The sequence below is a fragment of the Thermoleptolyngbya sp. PKUAC-SCTB121 genome (assembly GCF_016919485.1).
Taxonomy (GTDB): domain Bacteria; phylum Cyanobacteriota; class Cyanobacteriia; order Elainellales; family Elainellaceae; genus Thermoleptolyngbya; species Thermoleptolyngbya sichuanensis.
Genome location: NZ_CP070366.1, coordinates 583,675 through 608,998 on the forward strand (window position 1 = coordinate 583,675; position 25,324 = coordinate 608,998).

At 56.2% G+C, this 25,324-nt stretch carries 19 protein-coding genes and 1 tRNA gene; 10 read left to right on the forward strand and 10 right to left on the reverse strand.

The genetic code is table 11. From position 1 onward, the window contains the following. Positions 1-212 precede the first annotated feature (212 nt). Both dtd and JTM80_RS02420 read left to right on the forward strand, forming a co-directional pair. Complete coding sequence (gene dtd / locus JTM80_RS02415) at positions 213-650, forward strand: D-aminoacyl-tRNA deacylase (RefSeq protein ID WP_172354001.1); 438 nt, start codon at positions 213-215, stop codon at positions 648-650. A gap of 370 nt (positions 651-1,020) precedes the next feature. Further along, positions 1,021-2,193, forward strand: a complete 1,173-nt coding sequence (locus JTM80_RS02420; protein ID WP_225906914.1) for a hybrid sensor histidine kinase/response regulator — start codon at positions 1,021-1,023, stop codon at positions 2,191-2,193. Positions 2,194-2,299: 106 nt separating this feature from the next. Here JTM80_RS02420 and JTM80_RS02425 read toward each other — a convergent pair whose 3' ends face one another. The 4 genes from JTM80_RS02425 to JTM80_RS02440 form a co-directional block, all read right to left on the reverse strand. Next, positions 2,300-3,484 carry a DNA double-strand break repair nuclease NurA gene (locus tag JTM80_RS02425; RefSeq protein WP_172354003.1) on the reverse strand — a complete coding sequence of 395 codons (1,185 nt, stop codon included), beginning with the start codon at positions 3,482-3,484 and terminating at the stop codon, positions 2,300-2,302. Positions 3,485-3,597: 113 nt separating this feature from the next. Beyond that, positions 3,598-4,188 carry a peroxiredoxin gene (locus JTM80_RS02430; RefSeq protein ID WP_172354004.1) on the reverse strand — a complete coding sequence of 197 codons (591 nt, stop codon included), beginning with the start codon at positions 4,186-4,188 and terminating at the stop codon, positions 3,598-3,600. A gap of 791 nt (positions 4,189-4,979) precedes the next feature. Next, positions 4,980-5,052: transfer RNA gene (locus JTM80_RS02435), tRNA-Glu, on the reverse strand. A gap of 324 nt (positions 5,053-5,376) precedes the next feature. Further along, the gene (locus tag JTM80_RS02440; RefSeq protein WP_068511929.1) at positions 5,377-5,655 is read right to left on the reverse strand and encodes an Npun_R1517 family heterocyst differentiation transcriptional regulator; all 279 of its coding nucleotides are present in this window, start codon (positions 5,653-5,655) and stop codon (positions 5,377-5,379) included. A 1,480-nt stretch (positions 5,656-7,135) separates the two neighbouring features. Here JTM80_RS02440 and mnmG point away from each other — a divergent pair. From mnmG to JTM80_RS02460, 4 genes are all read left to right on the forward strand, one after another. Then, on the forward strand, positions 7,136-9,031 hold the full coding sequence (gene mnmG / locus JTM80_RS02445) for a tRNA uridine-5-carboxymethylaminomethyl(34) synthesis enzyme MnmG (protein WP_205370514.1): 1,896 nt from the start codon (positions 7,136-7,138) through the stop codon (positions 9,029-9,031). A gap of 135 nt (positions 9,032-9,166) precedes the next feature. Then, positions 9,167-9,760, forward strand: a complete 594-nt coding sequence (locus JTM80_RS02450) for a tRNA-(ms[2]io[6]A)-hydroxylase (RefSeq protein WP_205370515.1) — start codon at positions 9,167-9,169, stop codon at positions 9,758-9,760. Between the two features lie 15 nt (positions 9,761-9,775). After that, positions 9,776-10,303, forward strand: coding sequence for a GNAT family N-acetyltransferase (locus tag JTM80_RS02455; RefSeq protein WP_172354007.1), 528 nt, complete (start codon positions 9,776-9,778; stop codon positions 10,301-10,303). A 415-nt stretch (positions 10,304-10,718) separates the two neighbouring features. Continuing rightward, positions 10,719-11,948 carry a glycosyltransferase gene (locus JTM80_RS02460; protein WP_172354008.1) on the forward strand — a complete coding sequence of 410 codons (1,230 nt, stop codon included), beginning with the start codon at positions 10,719-10,721 and terminating at the stop codon, positions 11,946-11,948. Positions 11,949-12,144: 196 nt separating this feature from the next. On the opposite strand, the gene JTM80_RS02465 is transcribed toward JTM80_RS02460, so the two are convergent. From JTM80_RS02465 to glyS, 4 genes are all read right to left on the reverse strand, one after another. Continuing rightward, positions 12,145-12,321 (reverse strand): DUF4278 domain-containing protein, encoded by a 177-nt coding sequence (locus JTM80_RS02465; RefSeq protein WP_084782687.1) that lies wholly within the window; start codon positions 12,319-12,321, stop codon positions 12,145-12,147. 584 nt (positions 12,322-12,905) lie between these two features. Then, positions 12,906-13,868 carry a cyanoexosortase C gene (gene crtC / locus JTM80_RS02470; protein WP_172354009.1) on the reverse strand — a complete coding sequence of 321 codons (963 nt, stop codon included), beginning with the start codon at positions 13,866-13,868 and terminating at the stop codon, positions 12,906-12,908. 20 nt (positions 13,869-13,888) lie between these two features. Next, entirely contained in the window at positions 13,889-14,482 is a 594-nt protein-coding gene (locus JTM80_RS02475) for an HpsJ family protein (protein WP_172354010.1), read from the reverse strand. A gap of 360 nt (positions 14,483-14,842) precedes the next feature. After that, complete coding sequence (glyS, locus tag JTM80_RS02480; RefSeq protein ID WP_205370516.1) at positions 14,843-16,987, reverse strand: glycine--tRNA ligase subunit beta; 2,145 nt, start codon at positions 16,985-16,987, stop codon at positions 14,843-14,845. Positions 16,988-17,293: 306 nt separating this feature from the next. Between glyS and JTM80_RS02485 the strand changes: the two genes are divergently transcribed. Next, positions 17,294-18,742: a sulfotransferase family 2 domain-containing protein gene (locus JTM80_RS02485; RefSeq protein ID WP_205370517.1), complete on the forward strand. Its 1,449-nt coding sequence runs from the start codon at positions 17,294-17,296 to the stop codon at positions 18,740-18,742. A 136-nt stretch (positions 18,743-18,878) separates the two neighbouring features. Here the strand turns inward: JTM80_RS02485 and JTM80_RS02490 are convergent, their stop codons facing one another. Together JTM80_RS02490 and JTM80_RS02495 are read right to left on the reverse strand one after the other, a co-directional pair. After that, positions 18,879-19,943 (reverse strand): hypothetical protein, encoded by a 1,065-nt coding sequence (locus tag JTM80_RS02490; protein WP_172354013.1) that lies wholly within the window; start codon positions 19,941-19,943, stop codon positions 18,879-18,881. 89 nt (positions 19,944-20,032) lie between these two features. After that, the gene (locus JTM80_RS02495) at positions 20,033-20,530 is read right to left on the reverse strand and encodes a DUF4112 domain-containing protein (RefSeq protein ID WP_172354014.1); all 498 of its coding nucleotides are present in this window, start codon (positions 20,528-20,530) and stop codon (positions 20,033-20,035) included. A 458-nt stretch (positions 20,531-20,988) separates the two neighbouring features. On the opposite strand from JTM80_RS02495, the gene JTM80_RS02500 reads away from it, so the two are divergent. The 3 genes from JTM80_RS02500 (at position 20,989) to JTM80_RS02510 (ending at position 25,281) form a co-directional block, all read left to right on the forward strand. Beyond that, complete coding sequence (locus JTM80_RS02500; protein ID WP_205370519.1) at positions 20,989-21,666, forward strand: hypothetical protein; 678 nt, start codon at positions 20,989-20,991, stop codon at positions 21,664-21,666. Between the two features lie 290 nt (positions 21,667-21,956). Beyond that, positions 21,957-24,578 (forward strand): DNA polymerase III subunit alpha, encoded by a 2,622-nt coding sequence (locus tag JTM80_RS02505; RefSeq protein WP_205370521.1) that lies wholly within the window; start codon positions 21,957-21,959, stop codon positions 24,576-24,578. A 40-nt stretch (positions 24,579-24,618) separates the two neighbouring features. Beyond that, on the forward strand, positions 24,619-25,281 hold the full coding sequence (locus tag JTM80_RS02510; protein WP_172354017.1) for a Uma2 family endonuclease: 663 nt from the start codon (positions 24,619-24,621) through the stop codon (positions 25,279-25,281). Positions 25,282-25,324 lie beyond the last annotated feature (43 nt).

The following is a 25,324-nucleotide window of genomic DNA, read 5'->3' on the forward strand; positions in this document are numbered from 1 at the left end:
AGCGTTGTGCGAACAGAGGAAAAATTACACGAATCTCCTATGATGCCATGCAAAATCAGGGTTCTGCATAGAAGCAGCGGTCTTCAGGCAAGATTCAAGCAAGATTTAAGCAAGGTTCAAACAGGGTTCGGACAGGGTTCAAACAGGATTCAAACAGGGTTCGGACAGGGTTCAAGCAGAGAGCCGTTCTGGAACAGCAAGGAGTCGGGAAAATGCGGGTCGTGTTGCAGCGGGTGTCGTCATCACAGGTTACGGTAGCGGGCGAAGTTGTAGGGCAGATTGGGCGCGGGCTGAATCTGCTGGTCGGCATCGCCAGTACAGACACCGAAGCGGAACTGGATTGGATGACGCGCAAGTGTTTGGAATTGCGGGTATTTTCCAATGGTGACGGCAAATTTGACCAGTCGGTGCTGGATGTTGGTGGAGACCTGCTGGTGATTAGCCAGTTCACCTTGTATGGCGACTGTCGCAAGGGGCGACGACCGTCGTTTGATCAGGCCGCAGCTCCCCTGCTGGCAGAGGCACTGTATCACCAGTTTGTCGAAAAGCTGCGCCAGAGCGGGCTGCGCGTGGAGACGGGGCGCTTTGGCGCGATGATGCAGGTGTCGATTGAGAACGATGGCCCGGTTACGTTGATTCTGGAAAAATAAAGGCTGAGCGAGCATTGGAAAACCCAGCCGCCATCTTTGATCGGGACGCAACCTGGGCACTATCTGGGCGCAGCTAGCCCCCTTCACAGCCGACGCTCTGAATTCCGCATTTCGCCCCAAAAAACACCCTGTTAGGTGAGGGCTTTCCGAAATGCCGAACAGTATTATGAAGCCAACCGTAAAGCGCTCAGTCGTGAGTCTGTCCGGCGGATGCGCCTTCATCAGGGATTGAGCGATCGCCCCTAAAGGTATCCAACCTAAAGGCATCCAAAGTGCAATTAGTGCAATCAGTGCAATTAGTGCGATTAAAGCAGTTCAAGCAGAAGCAAAATTTCTAACAACTGGCATGAGTTGGAGCAAGCGTTTGACAATGGAACCTGGCATCGTCTTACTAATTCAGCATGACCCAGAAACGTCGGCCAAAGCGTCGGATGCATTGAATGGAACAGGGTTCAAATTGTCGGTCTGTGAAGCGGGCGAAGGGACGACTCCCGAAGGGATTGCTTCGCGAATCGCCCAGGCTGCTCAAATCCAGCCCGCGCTGATTCTCTTGGATGCCGAATCTGAGGCGATCGCCCTGGAAACCTGCCGCCAGCTTCAGTCCAATCCAAACACGAGCAGCATTCCTGTTCTGCTGCTGCTGCCGCCGACCAGCAATCCCGACCAGCTTTATCCTGGCGTGTCCGATGTCCTGGTGAAGCCGCTGTTCACCCAGATGTTGCAGTCTAGAATTCGCATTCTGATGTCGCTCCAGACCTTGCAGCAGCAGGTGCAGAGACAAAACCAGCGCCTCCAGCAAGAAGCCCTCAGCCGCCAGTGCGCGGTTCAGACGTTGCGGGATGTGATGCATGCGCTCGCCCATGATCTGCGAAATCCTGTCCTGGGAATGCAGATGGTGTTTGGAAATTTGCTCAAGGGCACGGCTCGTCCCCTGAATTCAGGTGTAGACCTGGTTTCGGTTTCTCGCTCGGAGCTAGAGCGCATGGCTCAGGGAGTCGATTGCTATCTCGGCCTGATCAACGCGATGCTGAGTGCCCACGCCGAACCGGATGCATACCTGACAATTCAGCCCCAGCCCTTTCGTCTCGATGAACTGGTGCAAGAGGTGATCAAGGATTTGGAGCCACTGCTCAAAAAGTCGCAGGCCACGGTCTTTTGCAATATTGATCCGGAGTTGCCCCCCGTCAAGGGCGATCCCAAGCGACTGTGGGACGTGTTAGAAAACCTTCTGGTCAACGCCTTGAAGCACAATCCGCCAGGGATTCAGTTGACGGTGGAACTGCGTCAGGAAAACAATTCGGTTTGCTTTAGCGTGCAGGACAACGGCATCGGGATTCCCCAGGAGCAATGCCAGCGGCTGTTTGGGCTACACCAGCGTGGTCCAAATGCTCGGCAAGGCTTGGGGCTGGGTTTATACCTTTGCCAGCGAATCATCCAGGCCCACGGCAGCGAAATTTTAGTAGACAGTCGCCCCAAGGCAGGCGCAAAGTTTTGGTTCCTGCTGCCCTTAGCAAAAGAAGCGAAACTGGCGGCGATCGCCTGATTAGCCCTTGTGACGGCTCCGATACTCCGGCAATCCGGCTCACCTCTCAATTAGGCAATTTGCATTAGGCAATTTGCATCAGGCAATCTGTATTAGGCAATCTGCATTAGGCAATGCTGCCTCGCTTCCGAGCCTCCTTGTAAGAGGTTCCGATATTTTTCAGCCCAGCGCGGATCATTTCCCGCTCAAGCAGCGCAAAAAACCGAGCGCGATCGCCCCCGCGCACCACGGCCTGGTTGTGGGCTTCGGCCAGCGCCACCGGATAGCCATAGCCCTTTTGAACTTGAGCCAGCGTCAGGCTGAGGGCGCTGTTGAGCAATGCCTCGTCTTCTGCTACCCACTGCGGCAGGTCGATGCGGGCAATCTCTGCGCCCACGTTGACATAGCAAAAGTAAACATGGTGCGGGCCGTATAGCTCCAAAATGCGGGAGGAACTGCGCCACAGGGGGCTGCGCTCTCCGGGTTGCAGCAGCAGATTCCACAGCGCCGTATCGCGTAGTGGCGCAAACACTTGGCAGGGCGCATCTTCGGTCTTTCCGGGACAATGGGTGAGACAGTCGGGTTGGGGATGAGGACAAGCGTGGAGCCGCAGGAAATTCAGCGCTTCACCACTGCGGGCAGCGCTGAGGTAGCCCACCAGGGGAATGCGGGTGGCTCGCAGCCGATCCCAGGCTTTGAGGATGGGCGGCAGTAGGCGATCGCGGGCCTCCGTCGGCAGCGGCTCCAAAAACCAGTGAATCAGCGACCCGTCTACCATTGCCAGCGTGGGCCTCTCTGGAGCCTCAGCCTTCTCTCCTTCGCCCAGTTCTGCCAGCACCATCGCCTCCGACACCGTGCGTCGCAGCCCCATCCATTCTTCGGTGCGGATGCCCCACTGGCGGGATACGTACAGGTCTTCGGGTCGGTAAAACACCTCCGGCTGGCTGTCCAACAAAGGATAGCGGTTTTGCCCGTAGTGCAGCACCACGCGCCCGACGTTAATCAAATAGCAATAGGCAATTTCATGGTGGCTGGGGGCAATTTGGGAGCCGTCGGTGGCCAGAACGGTATGCAGCCGGGGGGCCGGGTCAATGGGGAGGCGCGTATTTAGCGGCTCTACCGGACGAGCCGCAGAAAACCCCAGGCGATCGCCCCATTCCTGCTGGCGGGCCACTAGGTCTGCCTGTTGTCCCTCCACCTCCCGCAGCAGCGCCTCTGCCCGCTCTAGTCTCTGTCGGGCGGCGATCGACTCCGCAGTGAGATGCTGGCTAATCCCCTGCATCTGGCGGGCAAGCTTGGTCAAGTCGAGCATATAAGGCAGCAGTGAGATTCCCAGTCAGCCCTCAGTCTGCTCCAAATCCTAGCTCAGGTTCGCAAAACAATACAAGCGTTCTGATTGAAAATCTTTGAATCCAGTCTTCAACATTACCCGGCTGCTTTTTGCAGTTCGTCCAGTCGTGCTAGCACCTCACGACTATGAACGGCAGGATTGACACCCAAAAACCGCTCCCGCAAAATGCCGTCTGGGTCAATCAGATAGGTATGCCGCAAGGACATCGTGCCCAACCATGAGCCGTAGGCTTTGCTGACTGCGCCCGTGGTATCAGCCAACAGGGGAAACTTCAGCCCTTCGGAGTCGCAAAACTCCCGGTGAGAATCCACGTCGTCTACGCTAATGCCCAAAATCTGGGTGTTGCGGGCCTGATATTGCGGCAAGTCCCGCTGAAATCGCTGTGCCTCTAGCGTGCAGCCGGAGGTAAAGTCCTTGGGGTAGAAATACACCACGACCCACTGGCCGCGATAGTCTGCCAAAGAAACCGTGCCGTCGCCAATGTTGGTGGGCAGAGAAAACTCTGGGGCGGGCTGGTCGAGTGGGGGCTGCGGGCCGCCCAGCGCCAGGGCAGTAGGGGAAGGCGGCACAACCCAGAGCCACAAGCCCAGCAGCAGGCAGGCAGCAAGCCGGACGAGCGATCGCCCCTGGGGTAAAAGTTTCCAAAGCGCTCCAAAGACAGCCATGACGCTCACCTGAGTAACGGCAAAGGGGGGAGGGGGAGTAAACCTAGGCATTGACCTAGGCATTGTTTTAAAACTTTCTAGGTCGTTGATTACCCTGATTCGATCCCCCTAAACCCCTAAATCCCCCTTAAAAAGGGGGACTTCCGGAGCGGTTTGTCCCAGTTCCCCCTTTGTTAAGGGGGGCTAGGGGGGGATCAATAAGGCTTTAAAACACGACCTAGCGACTGTGAGAGCTAATTTGTAAAGGAGCCTGAAAGCCTTGTTAATCAAGGATTTCCGAGAAACCGCTTTTCCTGGGCAAACATGACCTCAAAGCCACACATGCCAAGAGTTTCAGGCTTCTTAAGATTTGCTTCATAAATTAGCTCTGAGTTTCGTAGCTCACTTTTCTTAGCATACCGTTACATTTCCCTGTCAGCAGAAGATCGGGCAAGAAACCGCAAAACGCCCGACCCGCGAAATTTTAGATAAGCTTGCTGCTTTGCTTATCGTGCCGCCGAGGTTGCACAGGCTGTAGCGAGAATTTGCAAATCGTCTGTTCTCAATCTAAGTCAATCTAGCTGAGCCATTCCAGGCACTGTTTTAAAACTTTTTAAGTCATTGATTGCCCTGAGTCGATCCTCCTCCTTAAAAAGGGGGACTTCCGGAGTGGCCCGGCTCGGTTCCCCCTTTGTTAAGGGGGGCTAGGGGGGATCAAAGGGTTTTAAAACACGCCCTAGTCTCAAAATCACAAAGCCCCTCTGAAGTGAACCTCAGAGGAGCTTTAACTCGTTTACGAACTGTTATCGGGATACCCCCAGGGGAATTCGAATCCCCGTCGCCTCCGTGAAAGGGAGGTGTCCTAGGCCTCTAGACGATGGGGGCTTGTCCCAGACCTAAACTAGACTAGCGAATAGAAGTTGCAAATGTCAACACCTTTTTCATAGATCCGGCATTGATCTGGCATTGACGTGCCATCCGGATAAGCTGGAAGCTCACTGGCAGCCAGTGATGTAGCTGGGCAGGCCCAACTGGACGAGAGCAAATCGGCAACAGGCGGGAACCTAGGCGATGGGAGACTGGAGGGCGATCGCCACACTCTCGAACACCGCAGTTCCCAGAGGCTCATCTAGAGGCTCCTCTGGAAGCTCACAGTCGCTGAAGCGTCAAAATCTCAGAGTTCTGTCCGCACTAGCCCGTTCTGCTTGGCTAGCTTGCGTCGCTGGAGTTTCTCAGCCGAATCAACTGGCGGCGCATTTGCGGCGAAGCGTTTACTTCGGGAACCTCTTGAGCCGACACTTCTACCTCGATGGGTTCTAGGTATTCATCCGCACCACAGGCAAAGGCATCCAGCAAGGTGTCGAGCAAGTGCTCTCGGTTGCCCAAGGCTCCTTTCTCCTCGATCAGGCGAAACTTGAGGTGAACCTCGCAGTCATAAACACCCACATCGGGATTAACGGGCTGGTATCGAACAGAATTGGGTTCCATGTTTGAAAATCGCACTCCTGCGCCGAACAAAGGACCAGTAGAAACTTAGTAAACGCCAACGAAGACCCGGAGCGTAAACAGACCAAATTAAGTACGTCAAAAAGTACGTCAAACACTTTGGTAAAGTCGTCAGCCATTGATTAGAGGGAGTTGCTGACTCGATGCGGATTTCAGTAGCGACTCAATCACTTCAGTCCAACTGCCTATCTCCAGGATTCCCAAATTGTGCATTGAACTTGCGAACAAACAACTCAAGGTGAGTCAACAAAGTTGGTTGCTAGATGAGTTAAAGTTGCCAACTGAGTCGAAATCTGAGAGTCCCCTGGCATTGCCCTGCGGTCTGCTACTTGCCACTATCAAACGCTATCAAAGCCCCGGATTCCTTGAAATCAAGTGCCTAGATGGCTCTTAATTTGAACATAGCATTCTTCTTTAGGAGGCTGGAGTTAGTTTCTATGAAGTGTATGTGAGGACTTATTCTCGTCTTTATATGTCCTTCAAACGAACTTTTTTGACTTTCAATACGCAGTTGTGAAAGACACTTTTAAATCTGAAACGATACGGAATCTCCCGATTCAAGAGCGTGCTGTTTTTCTGTAGAGTTGCCCCAGGAATTTACGGAGTGAACAACTCACAAACTACACGGAGATTAGCAGACAATATCCTTCGATCGTCAGGTAAAAAAATATGCTGAGGGCGATCGCCCGCCTTTGTCATAAAGGATTTCGGCGCTTCAAGCAGTTTGAATTGACCGTAAATTATGGATCATGGCTTTCCGTACTCCCGCATCATTAAAGACATACATGCCTATATCCATGCTTGTACGGAGTATCGATCCAAACTTCGGATTTTTCGCTGTCAACGCTCTGAGCGGTAATTCATGACTGTACAAATAACGCACCAATCTTGTTCTACGCACTTACGTATAGAAGTTGGTGTCTCTGAATGAACTTGAAACGGGGCATCTGATTTTGTCCTCATTACAACCGCGCAATTCTCTACGCAAAACGTCTGATTTCGTTCGGGGTTTCTACCGTTGGATTTTTCAGCACGCCGGAATTGCCACATGATTGCCCAGAAAAGGAAGGAATTAGCGAGTTTTCAGCAGAATTGAAAGCGAAATTGGAATGTATGAATTGTTCAACTTATTGCATTAAGAAATCCACTCAGTACAGGTTCTTGCTGGGTTTGTACGGGCATTTTTTAATTGCTGGTGATATTTATCACAAATCGAAGTGGGCGATTGTCTGAACGCAGGAGAGTGGGCAGGGCGATCGCCCAACTCATGCCCGACCGCGTTAAGTCCCTGCACACGCTGGAAAATCGCTGTAGGATCAAGAATGGAGCAACGCTCGGCTTGGAACTTTGCGTCTGAAGCTTTCTACTGCCCGTTCGCCATTCCATCCTCTGTGCTGCAAGTTCTTGTCGTGCAACCTCCACTTGACGTAATCTGTTCAATCTTGCCGTGGATCTTCAGAGCTTGGTCGATTTTCAAGATGCGTTTGATGTCGTGGTCGTGGGTGCGGGCCACGCTGGCTGCGAGGCGGCGCTGGCGGCGGCCCGGCTTGGTTGTCGAACCCTGCTGCTAACGCTGAACCTGGACAAAATTGGCTGGCAACCCTGCAACCCAGCCGTGGGCGGCCCGGCCAAGTCGCAACTGACCCATGAAGTCGATGCTCTTGGCGGCGAGATTGGCAAAATGGCCGACCGCACCTATCTGCAAAAGCGCGTGCTAAACGTATCGCGGGGGCCGGCAGTGTGGGCGCTGCGAGCGCAGACCGATAAACGGGAATATGCGTCCGTTATGCGCGGCATTGTGGAAAATCAGGAAAACCTGACCCTGCGCGAGGGCATGGCGACTGACCTAATCCTGGGCAAAAACGAGGAAGTCGTCGGCGTGCAGACCTACTTTGGCGTGGCGTTTGCCTGCAAAGCGGTGGTGCTGACGACGGGCACGTTTCTGGGCGGCATCATTTGGGTGGGCAACAAGTCCATGCCGGCTGGACGGGCAGGCGAGTTTGCCGCCACAGGGCTGACCGACACGCTGAATCGCCTTGGCTTTGAAACCGGGCGGCTGAAAACCGGGACTCCGGCGCGGGTGGATCGGCGCTCGGTGGATTATTCTCGACTGGAGCCGCAGCCCGGTGATGACGATGTGCGCTGGTTCAGCTTCGACCCGGAGGTGTGGGTTGAGCGGGAGCAACTGTGCTGCTACCTGACGCGCACCACCGCAGAAACCCATCGGCTGATCCGAGAAAATCTGCACCTGTCTCCGGTGTACGGCGGCTGGGTAGATGCCAAGGGACCGCGCTATTGCCCCAGCATTGAAGACAAAATTGTGCGCTTTGCCGACAAAGAGTCGCACCAGATTTTCATTGAACCTGAAGGGCGAGATATTCCTGAACTCTATATCCAGGGTTTTTCTACCGGGCTGCCAGAGGCGCTGCAAATCCAAATGTTGCGATCGCTCCCCGGTTTGGAAAACTGCGCTATGCTGCGTCCTGCCTATGCGGTGGAATACGACTATCTGCCTGCGACCCAGTGCTATCCCACGCTGATGACCAAAAAAGTCGAGGGGCTGTTTTGTGCGGGACAGGTGAACGGCACGACCGGGTATGAGGAAGCCGCGGCCCAGGGGCTTGTGGCAGGCATTAACGCGGCTCGCTTTTGTCGCAGCGAAGCCATGCTGATCTTCCCGCGTGAGCAAAGCTACCTTGGCACGCTGATTGACGATTTGTGTACCAAAGATCTGCGGGAGCCGTATCGAATGCTGACCTCGCGCTCGGAGTATCGGCTGTTGCTGCGATCGGACAATGCCGATCAGCGCCTCACCCCTCTGGGCCGAGAAATTGGGCTGATCGACGATCGCCGCTGGGATTTGTTCACCCGCAAGCAGGCGCAAATCACTGCCGAAAAAGAGCGGCTGCACACTACCCGCATCAAGGAACACGATGATCTGGGCCAGCAAATCTATGCCGATACGCAGCAAGCCATTAAAGGCTCCATCACGCTGGCGGATCTATTGCGCCGACCCGGTTTTCACTATGGGGATTTGGAGCGCTACGGCTTGGACAATCCCGACCTCAGTCGTGCTGAAAGGGAAGGCGCGGAGATTGACATTAAATATTCTGGCTATTTGCAGCGGCAGCAAAACCAGATCGACCAGATTGTTCGGCAGGCAAACCGCTCCCTGCCGCCCGATTTGGACTATTACAGCATCGACACGCTTTCCAAAGAATCTCGCGAAAAGCTGTCGCAGGTGCGCCCGCTGACGATTGGGCAGGCGGCGCGGATTGGCGGCGTGAATCCGGCTGATGTGAACGCGCTGCTGCTGTATCTGGAACTGCGATCGCGCCGAGTGGAGGCGGTGGGATGAGGAAAGAGGGAAGAGGGAAGAGCGAAGAGGGCTTGACCCTGGCTTGCTGCCTTCTCCTCGTCGGGTCATTCCAACACTCTGTCACGCAGCGTTCACCCTGTCACGCAGCGTTCTGGTTAATGTGTCACGGAATCTATGCAGGCTGTTAAGACCATCAAGTTTCTAAAGGAGCCGACTTCGACGGCGTGGGTTGAGCAGGCGATCGCCCATCTCGACACCATCCTGCTCGATCATTCCCATTGCGAGCGCAAGGCGGCGGGTGCGGCGCTGAACCTGATGTTTCGCTATCCCTCCAGCGCCAAACTGGTGCGGAGCCTGACGGCGATCGCCCAGGAAGAGTTGGAGCATTTCGAGCAGGTGAACCAGTGGCTCGATCGGCGCGGCGTGGCCCTGGCCCCGCTGTCGGCTCCCCCCTACGGCGCGGGACTGTCCAGCCAGATTCGCCGCCAAGAGCCACACCGAATGCTGGATTCGCTGCTGGTGTCTGCGCTGATCGAGGCTCGCAGCCACGAGCGGCTGGGGCTATTGGCACAACACTGCCCCGATGCAGAACTGGCGCAGTTTTATCGCGGGCTGATGGCTTCGGAGGCGCGGCACTATGGCGCGTATTGGACGCTGGCGGCGACCTACTTTGACCCAGACACCGTGAACCGGCGGCTGGCAGAACTGGCAGAAGTCGAAAGTGCGCTGTTGGCAACGCTGCACCCAGAGCCGCGAATCCACAGCTAGGGGATTGCTGGGGAAATGGAGTGGTGGAGTAGCGGGGAGCAACTGGAGACGGCGCGGCTGTGGCTAGAACCTGTGTTGCCGGATGACCGTTTGGCGGTGTTTCAGGAATTTACTGCGGCGATCGCCACCTTTATGTATCCCAAGCCGCCCCAGGAGATCCGCGAAACCGACGAATTCCTTAGCCATGCCCTGCGGCAAAACGCCAGCGGTACAGATCTGCACCTGACCATTCGGCGGCGCGAAACGGCGGAATTTTTGGGGCTGTGCGGCATCACCCAAATCCAAACCCCCACGCCAGAGTTGGGCATCTGGCTGAAGGAGGCGGCCCACGGACAGGGCTATGGGAAAGAGGCGATCGCCCGCCTCAAAGCCTGGGCAGATGAGCATCTGGACTACGAATGCCTGCGCTATCCCGTCGATCGGCGCAACCTCGCCAGCCGCAAGCTTGCCGAACACCTGGGCGGCCGCATCGTGGGCGAGTATACGCAGATGAATCTGAGCGGGCGAATGCTGGAAGTGTTGGAATATCGGATCTATCCCTAAGTAGGACGTGGTATTGCAGGGCAGCGCTGCCCTGCAATACCACCTGTGTCCTAATACCTAATAAAAGTGACTTAGAGCTAATTTATGAAGCAAATCTTAAGAAGCCTGAAACTCTTGGCATGTGTGGCTTTGAGGTCATGTTTGCCCAGGAAAAGCGGTTTCTCGGAAATCCTTGATTAACAAGGCTTTCAGGCTCCTTTACAAATTAGCTCTTAGGACCTACACCGTTGAATGATTTCGCACGGGCGCAGCCCGCGAGAAATCATTCAAACCCCAGAAAACCTATCGCAAGTGCGTAAGTCTTGTGACTATGGCCATAAGAGGTGGGGCTATAAGAGGTGGGATATGTATGCCAAAATTGCAGTGATTCATTCAGGAATCTGATCTCTGCCCCCAGCCCCAGAAGCCCCTAAAAATGCGCGTTCTCTTCCTGCACAACAACTTTCCGGCGCAATACTTGCACCTGTCGCAACTGCTGGCCGCCGACCCTAATAATACGGTCGTCTTTGGCACCAAGCACACCGAAAACGTGCAGCTTGCCGGAGTACACAAGGTCAACTTTGCACCCTCGCGAGAACCAACGCCCAATATCCATCACTACGTCCGCAATTACGAAAGCGCCGTTTTGCACGGGCAGGCAGTGTATCGATTGGCAGAGCAGCTAAAAGCCTCAGGCTTCGTGCCGGATGTGGTCAGCGCCCATTCGGGCTGGGGCGTGGGCATGTTTATCAAAGATGCGTTTCCCGAGGCAGGCTATCTGGCCTATTGTGAATGGTTTGGGCGAGCGCATGGCAGCGATGCCGACTTTGACCCTGCCTTTCCCATGACCCCAGATGATGTGCTGCGGATTCGCGCGGGCAATGCGCCGATGCTGGTGGATCTCTATAGCTGCGATCGCGGCTTGGCTCCAACGCTCTGGCAGCGCGACCAGTTTCCGCCAGAGTTTCACTCCAAAATTTCTGTCCTCCACGATGGCGTAGATACAGACTACTTCTTCCCCGACCCAGCGCAGAAAATGCTGCTCGTTAATGAACGAGGCGAGACGGTTCTAGATCTGTCCGAAGAGGAAGAAATTATCACCTACGTCTCTCGCGGCATGGATGCTTACCGGGGGTTTCCGCAGTTTATCCAGGCCCTGGGGCTGGTGCTGGAACGTCGTCCAAAGGCCCATGTGGTGATCGTCGCCGCCGATCGCATTGCCTACGGCCCTGCCGCCCCCGAAGGCAACAGTTTTAAGGACTACATGCTAAAACAGGTGCCCCTGGATCTGTCGCGGGTGCATTTTGTCGGTAACTTACCTTATGGGCTGTATAAACTCGTGCTGCGAGCATCATCGGTGCATGTTTATCTGACTCGACCCTTTGTGCTGTCGTGGTCCTTTATGGAAGCAATGGCATCGGGCTGTTTGATCGTTGCGTCCGACACGCCACCCGTTCGCGAAATGATGCAAGACGGGGTGAATGGTCTACTGGTCGATTTCTTTGTGATAGAACAAATTGGCGATCGCATTTGTGATGCACTCGAACACGGAAAAGACATGCAGCACATCCGAGACGCTGCACGTCAAACGATCGTCGAACGCTATTCTCAAAGAATTCTGTTACCCAAACATGTGGAATTATTGCAAGAACTGGCCGCAACCTGAAACAGGCAAAGGGATGAGGGCAAGCACAGGTCTGAAGTATAACAAGAAGTACAACAACAACAACAAGCACAACAAACAGTGTCACAAAAAGTGCCATAAAAAGTGCTATAAAAGTGCCAAAAAAAAGCACCCCGGAGGGTGCCTCGGTTTCGCCACAGTTGCTAATCCAAACTTGCCAAACAGAAAAAGTCTAGCGCTACTTGACCCAAGCGCCGCGATACTTCAGACGCAGATCGATGGGCTGGTTGGGAACATTCCGAAACTGGTGCTGACGGACAGGGACACCCCGATACTTGCCAATGACCTCGCCTTCCCACCCTTCAACGGCGTTGTTGGCGGGTTCATAGGTCGCACCACGATAATGAAGTTGCATAGTGACCTCTCAAGACACTCAAAAAGAATTGCTGGTAATCGAATGACCCGATTTGACTAATTCGGTCACCGGAGGGTTGCAGGTTAAACGTCGTAGCGCACTCTCCAACACACGGCTAGCGCTGTTCCAGAGCAGCAAATTAGTGCTGCAAATCAGGTGTTGAATTAATTCTGTATTCATTGTTACCGTTTTTCGAGGTTCTGTCAATGCCGACCCACAGGATAGTCGTAAACCTTAACAATTCAAGCCATTTCTGTCTTGCGGACCCTGCGAACAACCTGATATAGCGAAATGGCGCGAATCGTTTTTGCTCCGTGGAGCAACGATCCGCGTCTCTTTAGAGCCTCTTTAAGGCACGAATATACTTCACGCAGCAATTTCAGCCCTCACCCTAAATCCCTCTCTCACAGCGGGAGAGGGACTTCAACCCCGTATCTAGCTCCCCTTCTCCCAAGTGGGGAGAAAGGGTTGGGGGATGAGGCCAGCAAGTTTGCTGTCTCAAGTCTGTCAGTGCCCTCTTTAAAGGGTAGGCTGCTAGAAGGGTAGGCTGCTAGAAAGGGAGGCTGCTTGAACCGGGTAGTGGCTCAAGCCGGCCGACGACGGTTTGCCAGGGCCCTCGCTGCGTAGTAGTAGAACGTGAACAGCACGCTAGAAAAGAGCTGTCCGCCCCAGTGCCCATGCCAAAACTTGAAGGCGGCATCGCCCCAATAGACCGAGGCGATGGTCAGCAGCATGATGCGCGGTACGTTGAAGATGAGCGCCAGCACAGCACCGATCGCCATCATGCCCAGCACCTTGGGCCAGGTCTGCTTCAGGAATAGCCCCATGATCAGCCCAGCAGCGGCCATGGTGAACGCCATGTTGAATCCATTGCAGCCCCAGTCTACATCCACCGCGCCTTGGGGGAGGGCTACCACCGTGCCATCGGCGATCGCCGGATGCCCAATGACTCGCAGCGCCGTGGCCCCTGCCTGCGCCATAATGCGTTCCAAAAACTCCGGCGGCGTGAGCGCTGTCCAGACCAGTCGCGCCATGACACCGGGTTTTGGGTAGGCTGTGAGGGCCAGCATTCCTACAGCCACCGGATAGCGCCAGAAGAAACTGACCCCCCAGGTGCTACAGGCTATGCCTGCCAGGGCCAGCAGCCAGAGGATAGACTGTGGCCAAATGGCGAATCGACAAAAGGGAAACAGCAGGACGCTGCAACCAATCAGCAGGTGTCCGAGAAACTGATCTTCTTCAGAAGCGTGCATTTGGGCAAGCTGATCGCGCCGCTTCCAAAGCTGCTGCAAGCCCAAAAACACCATCACCGATAGCAGCGGCAAGCCGGCTGATCCCTGGGCTGCCCGGGTGATTAGGCCGGGGAGCCAGGCTGGAAGATAGCACAGACCCACAGTGAGTCCTGCCAGCACCAGCCGCCCGTGCCAGGTTTTGACCGACGCTTTGAGCCAGGGCAGGATGGCATTGTGAACGCTCTGACGAATGCTAGTCCGAAGGCTCTGGAGAATACTAGGGCGCTTCTTTTTACGACTTTTGGTTTGACTCATGGAGTTTTATTCAGCAGCATTTAGCTTCTGCGCGATCGCATTCCGACTCGTCCTAGCCCGATTAGCCCCAGTCCCACAATCACCAAATTACCCACGCTGGCAATGCTGGATTTGGTAATGCCTGTGCGGGCGTTTTGCTTGAGGGAGTCTGCTTGGGCCTGGACTTGGCGGGCGGCCTGCTCAAGCTGCTCTGGGGTGACATTGGGCGGCAACTCCTGATTGCGGCTTTGCTCAATCTGGGTTTGAATTTCGGCGGCGCGAGTGCTGATGTTTTCCACGGTTGCCTGCTGCAAGACCAGCCCATCGCGGATTACCACCAGGCAGCAAATCTGAAAGAATACGCCAACAGCCAGGGCGATGTAGGCCAGCGGCTTGCGCTGCGATCGCTCTTCCCAAAAGCCGTATAGCAGCAGGGCAATGCCAAACAAAAAGACAATGCTGCGATCGCCCAGTTGTTGCAATACGCTAATCCGCCACGCCTCGCCTGCGCCAAACGGCAGAGCGATCGCGCTCATATCCAGCAAAAAGCCCGCTATGCAGGTAAACCCGACGATTCGGCAAAGTCCTTTTGCCACCTGCGGATTGACCATCGACTGACCCGGCACGCTAACCATATGCAGACCACCTAATGTGAAATTGTGAGATTTTGAAACTGTGGAATGAATAATGTAAAACTGCGGAACTGTGAAATCTTGCAGCTTGGAGCGCTACAAGGGTGAATTCACAGATGAATTACGGCCGAATTCACACATGAATTCACGGCTGAATTCACGGCATGGCGATCGAAACGGAAGCGTTTCGACCGGGCGATCGCATTCCACTCCTTCTTTCACTGACAGAAAACAGCCATCCGGGTGATGCCAGCACAACTTCTTCCGTGCTTTGCACAGGCTTTGTAAAGGCTTTATATCCAAAAGCGAGCTAAAAGCGAGAAACTGCGTAGATCCTACGACAGGTCGCACGAAAGGCTTCGCTTACTTGACGATCGCCCCAAAGTCGGCCAGCACTCGCGCATGGTTTCGCAATAGCCCCAGCAGGTTGAGCCGATTGCGGCGTACGGCCGGGTCATCCGCCATCACCAGCACACTGTCTTCGCCATCAAAAAAGCGTCTGACCACGGGCGCAGCGTTTGCCAGGGCATCCACCAGCTTTTGGTAATTGCGCTCGGCCTTGGCGGCCTGCGTTTTGGGCACCAGCTGAATCAGCGCGTCGTAAAATGCCTGCTCCGAAGACTTCTCGAACTGCTTCGGGTCGATCAGCGGCTTGGGATCAAGCGCAGCAGTGTCCAGATCGCCCTGCTTAGCCAGCCGCGCCGAGCGATTCACCGTTTCATAAATTGCGTCCAGGGTTTTGTTGTTGCGAATGGACTGGAGGAACAGGGCGCGATCGCGCACATCTAGCACATCCTGCAACGCGCGATCGCCATACTCAGCGTCATTTTCGCCCACCACGGCATTCACCAGGTCGTAGTCAATGCCTTGGTCTTCCTGAAGCAGCGTGCGAATCCGCGTCAGGAAAAAGTCGCGGAGTTGATGATGCAGCGCGGTGGCATCCTTGACCGTGCCCGCAGGATAGTCGGCAATTACGTCCTGGAGCACCTGATCCAGATTCAGCGGCAGGTTTGCGCCCCAGGCAATGTTGACAATGGCGTTGGCGGCGCGGCGCAGGGCAAAGGGGTCTGAAGAGCCGCTGGGAATCATGCCCAGGCTGAAAATCCCCACCAGCGTATCGATCCGATCGGCCAAGCCCACCACTTGCCCCGTCTGGGTTTGGGGTAGCGAGTCCGATGCGCCTTTGGGCAGGTAATGTTCGGCGATCGCCAGCGCGACGGCCTCCGGTTCCCCACTGGCGCGGGCATACTTTTCGCCCATCACGCCCTGGAGCTCTGGAAACTCGCCTACCATCTGCGTCACCAAGTCTGCCTTGCACAGCAGCGCCGCCCGCAGGACGTGGGTTTTCGCCGTACCCGTGATCCGAAGCTGGTCGCACAGTTGCTCGGCAATGCTAACGAGGCGATCGCTCTTGGCCCGCATTGACCCCAAGGCTTCCTGAAAGGTGACGGTTTCTAGCTTGGGCAAATAGCTCTCTAGCGGCTGCTTGCGATCGCTCTCAAAAAAGTAGCGCCCGTCCGACAGCCGCGCCCGAATCACGCGCCCATTGCCCTCGGCGATGATGTCTGACTTGGCCGGGTCGCCGTTGGAAATGGTGATGAAATAGGGCAGCAGATCTGGAGAATTTTCCGACTTTCGCACCGGAAAATAGCGCTGGTGGCTCTCCATCTCCATCACCAGTACCTCGGCGGGCACCTCCAGAAACTCTGGGTCAAACTGCCCGACGACGGCGGTGGGATACTCCACCAAATCCACCACTTCATCCAGCAGGCTGGGGTTAACGGCAGCAACCCCGCCGACCCGCTTGGCTGCCGCCACGGTTTGCTCTTGAATCACCTGACGACGCTCGGCCGGGTCTACTTCGATGAATGCCTTCCGCAGCGTGGTGACGTAGAGCGAGGCGCTTGGAATCTTGACGGGTTCGGGGTGCAAGATGCGGTGTCCTTTGGAGAGGCGATCGCTCGTCACCGTTTCTCCCCCATTCACCAGCGTCAGCGGCAGCACGACCTCATCCCACAGCGCCACCAGCCAGCGAATCGGCCGCGAAAACCGCTGGTCGCCATCTCCCCAGCGCATAAACCGCTTGCCCTCTAGTTTGAAAATCCAGTCGGGAATGAGTTCTGTCAGCACGTCAGTCGTGGGGCGACCGGGAATCGTCTGCTGCACGAAGATAAACTCGCCCTTGTCGGTTTTGCGAATCTCGAAATCTGCGACCGACACGCCGCGCGATCGCGCAAAGCCTTCGGCGGCCTTGGTCGGCTGCCCGTCCTTAAACGCCGCCTGCACCGACGGGCCCTTGGCCTCTTCCACACGGTCGGGCTGGCGCTCTGGCAAGCCCTCGATCACCACTGCCAGGCGACGCGGCGTGCCGTAGACGTTCACCGCTGAGGGCTTGAGAAAATGCTCACTGAGGCTGGCGGGAATTTTCGTCTGCCACTGGGCGATCGCGCTTGCCACAAACCCTGCGGGCAGTTCTTCTGTCCCCACTTCCAATAAAAACGTCGCCATAGATGCGATTCTCCAAACCCGGCGGCTCCGTGCGCCTTGCTAGTCCTAACGGTTCTCAACTTCAACAGTGTATCGCAGGGACGGGGACGGAACGTATCGATGTCTCCTTGAGCGCTACAGGCGCAGGGGCAAAAACGTCTTAACATTTTCAACATTTTGCCAGCGCGGTAGGCCATACCCACGCTTCTGAGTCGTGCTGAGAATTAAAACTGCTGGAAGCCCTGTAGACAAACGACTGGCAATCCAAAATCCAAAATCCAAAATCCAAAATCAACATACCGAGCGTCGGCGGTTGATAATAGCCGCATGGACGACTCGACTTTCCCGACGCTGTATTGCCCCTTGGCGGCGACCGACCAGCTTTGCTATATTCACATTCCCAAAACGGCGGGTTCCACCCTAACGGCGATCGCCGATGCCCAGTTCGACGTGCGCCAGATCGCGCCGGGGCCGTATCAGCTACCCGCGCTCGATCCGGCGGCTGAGGGGCGATCGCCCACCGAATTGCGGCAGTTGCTAACGCGCTATCGCTTCATCCGGGGACACTTCAGCCACAACTTGATTCGGCAATTTCTGACGCGCCCGGTCTACATCACCGTGCTACGCGACCCGGTGGATCGGGTGATTTCGCTGTATGAATTTTTTCGGCGGGCGGCCCAGCGCGGCACTGCGGAAACGCCGGAATACGAAGTGCTGATGCGGGCGGCGGCGGAACATGACCTGTTGGGCTTTGTGCTGCATCCCGACCCCATTGTGCAGCAGCGGACGAGCAATTTTCAGACGCGGCAGTTGGCGATTTGGGAGGGGGATGAGGCGGCGCTGTCGGCGGACGATTCCCAAAAGGATTACTTGGCGAATCGCCTCCAGTCGGCCTGCGCCAGTGTCGATCGCTTTGCCTGGGTGGGGCTGATGGAGCAGTTTCACGCCTCGGTGCAGCTTTTGAACTACCGATTTGGCTGGTATCCAGCGGCGGAATATCAAAACCTGCGCGTGGTAACGCATCGGTCGCGGCGGGAAGGTCTGTCGCCAGCGGTGATCGAGGCGATCGCCCAGCACAACGCCCTCGACCAAGCGCTATACGACCACGCCAAGGCCCGCTTTGCTGTCCAATATCAGCAGATGCTTGAGGCGCTACACCAGCACGAGAACTTGCAAGATGCCAGCAACCCCCCTGCGGTGCAGGTCGCGCTCCAGCAGCACTACGCCCGCCACTATGCGGCGACGCACCCGCCGGAGCAGTTTCCCGAAGTCTCCCGCAAGCGGTTCGTTTACGACTTTCGACAGCCGCTCTCTGGCGAGGGCTGGCATCGGCGCAACGGTCGCTTTAACGGCATTTCGCCGCAGGATGCCACCCGCTGGTCGGGCCCGGGGCCAGTGTCGGTGCTGGATTTGCCGCTGGTGGGGCCGCTGGCGGGCAATGCTGATGTGCGGCTGACGCTGGAAATCGAGCAGGCAATCGCCCCCGATATTCTCGACAGCCTAGAGCTGACGGTGAACCAGCACCCGGTTTCGCTGCATGTTCAATCGCGCCAGGGCGGCGGCGTGCTGACGGGCACTATTCCGGCGATTCGCGAAGCGATCCCTGCGGGAATCGCCCTCCGCAGCCCCCAGCCCTTCGCCCGCTTCACCTTTCGCCTCAGCCACACGCTGCCGCTGAATGCAAACAATCCCGCATCAGAAGATGATCGGCTCGTTGGCTTTGCCCTGCGACGGTTAACGCTAGAATCTGTTCGCCGCTGGTGGATTTGGGCATGAAGCCTCAAGATTAATTTTGGAAATTTTGGATTTTGGATTGCCTATTCAGCGTCTGTGGGTCTTCCAGCCATCTTAAATATGTAGCTATGCGTAGCTCTGCTTGAGGGACAGGGTTTTGGGTGACGCGAAAAGCCTCCTACTCCCAGTCTCCAGCGGGATCGCCCTCCTCTTCCGCCATGACCTTGAGGCGAATGCGGCGGGAAGTGCCGCTGTCCGGGTCGCCCAGTTGCAGTTCCAAAATTTCGCCGGAGAGCGGAGTTAGATACGCCAGGAGCGATCGCAAGTTTGGGGTGCTGCTGCCGCTGTCGAGGTAGACCCGCTCTGACAGGCTGACGATGCGCCGCCAGGTGGTGTAAAGTTTGGCGATCGCCTGTTCGAGTTGGGCTGCCTGGTTTACGAGGTCGGCGGTGCTGTTCAGGCAGCCGATTCGCATCGCTTCTTCTAGGGCGCTTTCCAGATCCAGCCCGTCGCGGTTGAGCGTCTGCACCTGGGTTGCGGCGTTGAGGTATTTTGCCAAAAAGCGGGCCTCGGCGGTGACCTGCTTCACGGTGTCGATGTCGGGATTTTCCGCCACTTCGTCTCGCAGGTGAACCTGGTGCGCTTCGGGCAGTTTTTCCATTTCGCGCACCAGCGGAGCCAGATAGCGTGTGGGCAGGGTGTGGTCGGCGGCTTTTTCCTTCACCTCGATGGGCAGCAGGTCGGAGGTGACGGCAGTCCACTCGTCCGCCAGTTGCCGCACCTCTCGTCGCGTGATGCGATCGCCCCGATGGGCGGCCTCGCTCACCATCTGCTGCACTTCCGGCGCGGCCTGGGCCGTTTCGATGAAGGCGCGTTTGCTAAACTGGCTCACGTCTTGCGGCTCCAGCAGGCCCTCTTGCAGCAGCAGGTCAGCACTGTCGGCCAGCTCCATCAGGTTATAGGCATGGCTTTTGCTGATTTCTCGATCTGCCAGCCAGCGCAAGAAGCCAGCGCCGCCTGCGTTGCCAACGCGCTTTTCGCGATCGCGCACAGTTTTCAAGATGCGCCCGCGCCAGATGTCGGTCTGCAAATCGAAGCGATCGCACACCTGCCACGCCGCCTCGATCTGCTGCTGAAACTCGTAGTCGGAAATCTGCTCATCCTCTGGGTCGGGAAGCTGAAAGGTCAGATCAACCTCAGGGGTGGTGGATGTGAGATCAGAAATATAGGGTGCGGCAACCATATCTAGCGTTTGGCAGGAGCAGTTTGGAGGGGCTGGATTATTATGGCAGGTTTCCCGCAACTTTTCAGAAGACTCGCCAAAAGCTTTGTCTAGCCCACGGCCGTCAGTGCGGCCAGCAGCGCTCTCAGCAGCGAGGCCATCAGCAGCAAAATACCGCCTACGATAGCGACCACGGCGATCGCAATCAGGGCCACCGTTTGGCGATCGGCAGCCTCACTCTGGGCGGGGTTGGCCAGGTGTGCCTCCAGCAGGGCCAGGTTGCGGGCGTTGCTTTTCCACACCGCATCAAAAAAATCGCCCATCCCCGGCAGCAGCCCCAAAATACTGTCTAGGGCGAGGTTTCCCACCATACGGAATAGCGTTTCCGTCGGCAGGCGAAACCGCAGACACTCCAGCACTAGATAGGCCGACAAAAATAGCCCCACCACGTCGCCGCCCCCCGGAATCAGTCCCATGATCGGGTCTAGCCCGATGCGATAAGGCGTACCCGGAATCGGGATGGCATCGTCCAGCAGGTAGGCCAGCGTGCGAATGCGCTGGAGGGCGCTGGCATCGGCAAGGGCGCGAGAGTCTCGCTGGCGTGACATAGGGAACTCGGGTTAAAAGGCGCGATCGCCCCGGAAGGGACTATCTCAAACAAGTTGGGCGGGCATGGGCACTAGGGGCGATTGCTGGGGAGGACTAGCGTGGGGACTATTATGGCAAGACCTCTGGTGACGATGATATAGCCGGGAAATGAGTCGTCTGGGGTGTAGAAGTTACTATGCAGCAGTCAATGCAGCAGTCACTATGCCAAAGTCACTGTGAAATAAGGAGTGCATCCCACTTTTGTAACCCTCATCCTAAATCTCTCTCCCAGAACGGGAGAGGGACTTTGAATCCGGCTCCCCTTCTCCCGTTTTGGGAGAAGGGGTTGGGGGATGAGGGCGAATTTGCATAACTGAGATGCGCCCTGCAAAAGTCACTATACAGAAGTCACTTTGTAAAAGTCGCCCTACTGTTCTTGAAGTCTATCTCTAATGCACTGCGGTTGAGGCCCATGATCATGCGTCCTATTCAAGCAATTTTCGGCAGTTTGGCGATCGCCACGATGCTCTCGGTGGGCTGCTCCTCTGTGCAGCCACAAGCCTCGGTTAGCCCAACGTCTGGGGTTGCCCCGTCGGCCCCGGTTCCCCAGGCTGAACCTCAGACCGATGCGGGAGATGGATCAAGGGTCACGTCTCCCAGTCCTGCACCAAAGCCGCCTACCCCTGTTGCCCAGTCCCTTGGCACCCCCCTGCCCATTGAGCAAATGGCGATCGCAGGCATTCCGCTCCAGGCTCCAGAGTCAGCCGTCCGACAGCGGTTTGGGGAACCCCTGAGCCAGGTGGATGAAGACTGGGCCTGCTGCGGCATGGTGCGAACCCTGGGCTATGCTCCGGATACCACGATCAAGCTGCTAGAAAGCCTGGACGGCAGCACGTTTGAGGTTTTTTCTTTTGGAACACGCAATCCCGACTTGGCAACGCGGGCCGGCATTCGCGTCGGCGACTCGCACCAAACCCTGCTTCAGACCTATGGCCCGCCAGCCGGCATCCGCGAAGAAGAGGGCTACACCCTGCTGTTCTACGGTGTACCCGATGAGTATGCAGCAGCGCTGTGGTTCAAGCTAGAGGGCGATTTGCAGAGCGATCCTTCCAGGAATCGCATTGTCGAAATCGGCTACGACGCTCAATTGACTTAGACGTAGTAGGCAGCGCGAAGACAGTGCGAAAGGAGCGTCAGTCGCATCCTAATCCCAAATCCCCGGCGGCGGAAAGGGGGAAAATCGAGAGAAGGCTTACGCGAAAACCCCGTCGAAATTTGATACCTTAGTACTATAGAGTTTCTCGTAATTGCCATGCAGAAACGGGTTTGACGCTGCCCACTTCTTGATCGACAGGCTCCACATCTAGAGTTTCCGTTACAAGAATTGCGCTTCAAAATCCAGGGATGGTGTTAATCTGATGCTCAGCCCTGTTTGCGGTTTGAGTTATGTCCTTTGTCGGTCTGCATATTCACAGCGACTATAGCCTGCTAGACGGCGCGAGTCAGCTTGACCAGCTCATCGACCGGGCGATCGAGCTTGGAATGCCAGCGATCGCCATTACGGATCACGGCGTGATGTACGGCGCGATCGAGATCCTCAAGGTGTGCAAAAAGCGCGACAACGCCGTCAAGCCCATCATCGGCAACGAGATGTATGTGATCAACGGCGACATCACCAAGCAGGAGCGTCGCCCCCGCTATCACCAGGTTGTTCTTGCCAAAAACACGCAGGGCTACAAGAATCTCGTCAAGCTGACCACCATTTCTCACCTCCAGGGTGTGCAGGGGAAGGGCATTTTTTCGCGCCCCTGTGTCAACAAAGAACTGCTGGAGCAGTATAAAGACGGGCTGATTGTCACCAGCGCCTGTCTCGGCGGCGAAGTGCCCCAGGCGATTATGCAGGACCGCCCGGATGTGGCGCGGCGCGTTGCCCAGTGGTACAAGGACGTGTTCGGTGACGATTACTATCTGGAAATTCAAGACCACGGGCTGCAAGAAGAGCGCATCGTTAACCCCGAAATCGTCCGCATTGCCCGCGAGCTAGACATCAAGCTGGTCTGCACCAACGATTCGCACTATATCTCCTGCTACGACGTGGAAGCCCACGACGCGCTGCTCTGCATCCAAACGGGCAAATCCATCGTGGAAGAGAAGCGGCTGCGCTACACGGGCACGGAGTATTTGAAATCCGCCGATGAGATGCGGCTTTTGTTCCGCGATCACCTGCCGCCGGATGTGGTGGAAGAGGCGATCGCCCATACGCTAGAAGTCGCCGAAAAGGTCGAAGGCTACAAAATTCTGGGTGAACCGCGCATTCCTAACTACCCTGTGCCCGACGGCTACACGCCTGCCACTTACCTCGAAGAAACCTCCCGATCTGGGCTAGCCAAGCGCCTTAAAGTCGCCACCTACCGTGAAGTTCCCCCAGACTATCAGGAGCGGCTGGAATACGAGCTGCAAATGATGCACCAGATGGGCTTCGACGGCTACTTTCTGGTGGTGTGGGACTACATCAAGTTTGCGCGAGATCATGGCATTCCCGTGGGCCCAGGGCGCGGGTCGGCGGCGGGGTCGCTGGTGGCCTACTCGCTGGGCATCACTAATATCGATCCGGTGCATCACGGCTTGCTGTTCGAGCGGTTCCTGAACCCTGAGCGCAAGTCCATGCCCGATATCGACACAGACTTCTGCATCGAACGTCGGGGCGAGGTGATTCAGTACGTCACCGAAAAGTATGGCACCGATCGCGTCGCGCAGATCATCACCTACAACCGCATGACCTCCAAAGCCGTCCTAAAGGATGTGGCGCGGGTGCTGGATATTCCCTATGGGGAATCCGACAAGATGGCGAAGATGATTCCCGTCGTGCGCGGCAAGCCCACCAAGCTCAAGGTCATGATTTCCGACGAAACGCCCACGCCGGAATTCAAGGAAAAATACGATAGCGATGCCGTTGTGCCTGGCAGCGATCCGCCCGTCACCTACCGCCGCTGGATTGACATGGCCATGCGGATCGAGGGCACCAACAAATCAACCGGCGTTCATGCGGCGGGCGTGGTGATTTCGGCAGAACCGCTGGACGAAGTGGTGCCGCTGGAACGCAGCAAGGAAGGCGGCGTGACGACGCAATACCCAATGGAAGACATCGAACTGCTGGGTCTGCTGAAGATGGACTTCCTGGGCCTAAAGAACCTGACGATGATTCAGAAAGCGGTGGATCTCATCAGCAAGACCCACGGCATTCAGGTTGATTTGGACAATTTGCCGATGGAAGATCCGGCCACCTATCAACTGCTGGCGCGGGGCGAACTGGAGGGCATCTTCCAGCTAGAATCCTCCGGGATGCGGCAGATTGTGCGCGATCTGAAGCCGTCGGGACTGGAGGATATTTCCTCGGTGCTGGCGCTGTATCGTCCCGGGCCGCTGGATGCGGGGCTAATTCCCAAGTTCATCAACCGCAAGCACGGTCGCGAACGGATCGAATATGAACACGAGCTGCTCACCACCATTCTGAATGAGACTTACGGCATCATGGTCTACCAGGAGCAGATCATGAAAATTGCCCAGGACATGGGGGGCTATTCGCTGGGGCAAGCCGACCTGCTGCGGCGGGCGATGGGCAAAAAGAAAAAAGAGGAGATGGAGAAGCATCAGAGCATCTTCACCGAAGGTGCAGAAAAGAACGGCGTGCCCAAGAAGGTGGCGGCGGATCTGTTTGACCAGATGGTGAAGTTTGCGGAGTATTGTCTGAGCTATGACACGAAGATTTTGACTGTGGAATATGGGGCGATCGCCATTGGCGAAGTTGTAGAACGCCAGCTTCCCTGCACTGTGTTCAGCGTCGATGCCAACGGGTTTGTTTACACGCAGGCGATCGCCCAGTGGCACCAGCGCGGGCTGCAAGAGGTCTTTGAATACACCCTGGAAGACGGTTCCACCCTCCGCGCTACCCCCGATCACAAGTTCATGACGGAAGATGGCGAAATGCGCCCCATTGACGAGATCTTCGAGAAAAACCTGGCGCTAAAACGAGTTGCCGTCCCTGTGCCTGCTGGTTCGAGAGTTTGAGCAATGATCTCCCCAAGCCTTTACCCTGGTGAGTCCTGAAATGGTTAGCACTGCTCCCCAATTTTCAATTCCTCGGTCTGCCCTGGCCGGAGAGCGGCGGGTCACGATTCATCAGCTTAGCTGGCAGGGCTATCAGCAGATTCAGCAGACGTTGGGAGAACGGCGATCGCCCCGCCTCGCCTACGACCAAGGCACGCTAGAGCTAACCATGCCCCTGGAAGAACACGAAAGTTTTGCAGAATGGATTGGGCTATTGATTCGGATTTTGGTGGAAGAGTTTGGGTTAAAAATGAAGTCCATCGGTTCTACAACGCTGGAGTATCCGAATCGGGAGCGCAGCGTTGAACCGGATAACGCTTACTATATTCAAAATCAGGCGAAGGTGAGCGGGCGACGCATTAATTTTGAGCAAGATCCCCCGCCTGATTTAGTCGTGGAAATCGACATTACGCACACGGATATTGATAAAAACCGCCTCTATGCCAGCATCGGGGTTCCGGAGTTTTGGCGCTTTAACGGCACCGCCCTAAGCATCTACCAACTGCAATCTCAAGCCTATGTTGAAGTAGAACATAGCCCGACGTTTCCTAAAGTACCCAAAGACAAGTTCTATGAGTTTTTGCAGCAGGCCAGCCGCGATGAAGTAGAGGCAAGTCGCGCACTGCGGGCGTGGGTTCGTCAGTTGCAGTCAGGCGATGTTTAGGGAGTAATCGAGATTGGGATAGGCATGAATCGGTAGTAAAGAT

Coding starts and splice junctions, on each gene's coding strand:
- dtd (WP_172354001.1), top strand. CDS start 213: ATGCGGGTCGTGTTGCAGCGGGTGTCGTCATCACAGGTTACGGTAGCG.
- JTM80_RS02420 (WP_225906914.1), top strand. CDS start 1,021: ATGGAACCTGGCATCGTCTTACTAATTCAGCATGACCCAGAAACGTCG.
- JTM80_RS02425 (WP_172354003.1), bottom strand. CDS start 3,484: ATGCTCGACTTGACCAAGCTTGCCCGCCAGATGCAGGGGATTAGCCAG.
- JTM80_RS02430 (WP_172354004.1), bottom strand. CDS start 4,188: ATGGCTGTCTTTGGAGCGCTTTGGAAACTTTTACCCCAGGGGCGATCG.
- JTM80_RS02440 (WP_068511929.1), bottom strand. CDS start 5,655: ATGGAACCCAATTCTGTTCGATACCAGCCCGTTAATCCCGATGTGGGT.
- JTM80_RS02450 (WP_205370515.1), top strand. CDS start 9,167: ATGCAGGCTGTTAAGACCATCAAGTTTCTAAAGGAGCCGACTTCGACG.
- JTM80_RS02455 (WP_172354007.1), top strand. CDS start 9,776: ATGGAGTGGTGGAGTAGCGGGGAGCAACTGGAGACGGCGCGGCTGTGG.
- JTM80_RS02460 (WP_172354008.1), top strand. CDS start 10,719: ATGCGCGTTCTCTTCCTGCACAACAACTTTCCGGCGCAATACTTGCAC.
- JTM80_RS02465 (WP_084782687.1), bottom strand. CDS start 12,321: ATGCAACTTCATTATCGTGGTGCGACCTATGAACCCGCCAACAACGCC.
- crtC (WP_172354009.1), bottom strand. CDS start 13,868: ATGAGTCAAACCAAAAGTCGTAAAAAGAAGCGCCCTAGTATTCTCCAG.
- JTM80_RS02475 (WP_172354010.1), bottom strand. CDS start 14,482: ATGGTTAGCGTGCCGGGTCAGTCGATGGTCAATCCGCAGGTGGCAAAA.
- glyS (WP_205370516.1), bottom strand. CDS start 16,987: ATGGCGACGTTTTTATTGGAAGTGGGGACAGAAGAACTGCCCGCAGGG.
- JTM80_RS02485 (WP_205370517.1), top strand. CDS start 17,294: ATGGACGACTCGACTTTCCCGACGCTGTATTGCCCCTTGGCGGCGACC.
- JTM80_RS02490 (WP_172354013.1), bottom strand. CDS start 19,943: ATGGTTGCCGCACCCTATATTTCTGATCTCACATCCACCACCCCTGAG.
- JTM80_RS02495 (WP_172354014.1), bottom strand. CDS start 20,530: ATGTCACGCCAGCGAGACTCTCGCGCCCTTGCCGATGCCAGCGCCCTC.
- JTM80_RS02500 (WP_205370519.1), top strand. CDS start 20,989: ATGCGTCCTATTCAAGCAATTTTCGGCAGTTTGGCGATCGCCACGATG.
- JTM80_RS02505 (WP_205370521.1), top strand. CDS start 21,957: ATGTCCTTTGTCGGTCTGCATATTCACAGCGACTATAGCCTGCTAGAC.
- JTM80_RS02510 (WP_172354017.1), top strand. CDS start 24,619: ATGGTTAGCACTGCTCCCCAATTTTCAATTCCTCGGTCTGCCCTGGCC.